Consider the following 396-nt stretch of genomic DNA (forward strand, 5'->3'; position numbering starts at 1 on the left):
AAGTAAGAGTTTATCTGAAAAGATAGGCTCTTTTTTTGTCAGAACAAAGGATTATTTGAACATTCAGGTCAAAATTTATTAAAATAAGCGTAATTTTAATAAGGGAGGATTCTGAATGGCTTTCTTTGATGAGAGAGAACTAAAAAATCAATTGCTGTTTCAAAATGCAAAAGAATTTTATAACTTTGTTTCTAAGTATGATGAGGAGATGATTCCAGTCATGAAAGCAAAGGGCTATACCTGTATTCATTCAATGGAGCGAACCGTCGCTTTTACATTTGGTGAGTTTACTTTCAGAAGAAGACGTTGGAAAAAGGGAGATCATTGGGTTGTTCCAGTAGATGAAAAGTTAGGGCTTCAGAAGAACGTCCGCTTCTCCTGGGAATTTATGTATCA

1 pseudogene is annotated in these 396 nt (G+C 34.6%); it reads left to right on the forward strand.

Annotated features, from left to right (window positions below):
• Positions 1-115: 115 nt before the first annotated feature.
• Positions 116-396, forward strand: a pseudogene (locus HMPREF2619_RS04110) (ISLre2 family transposase); the annotation flags it as partial.

Source organism: Streptococcus sp. HMSC074B11, assembly GCF_001808705.1.
In the GTDB taxonomy this organism is placed as follows: domain Bacteria; phylum Bacillota; class Bacilli; order Lactobacillales; family Streptococcaceae; genus Streptococcus.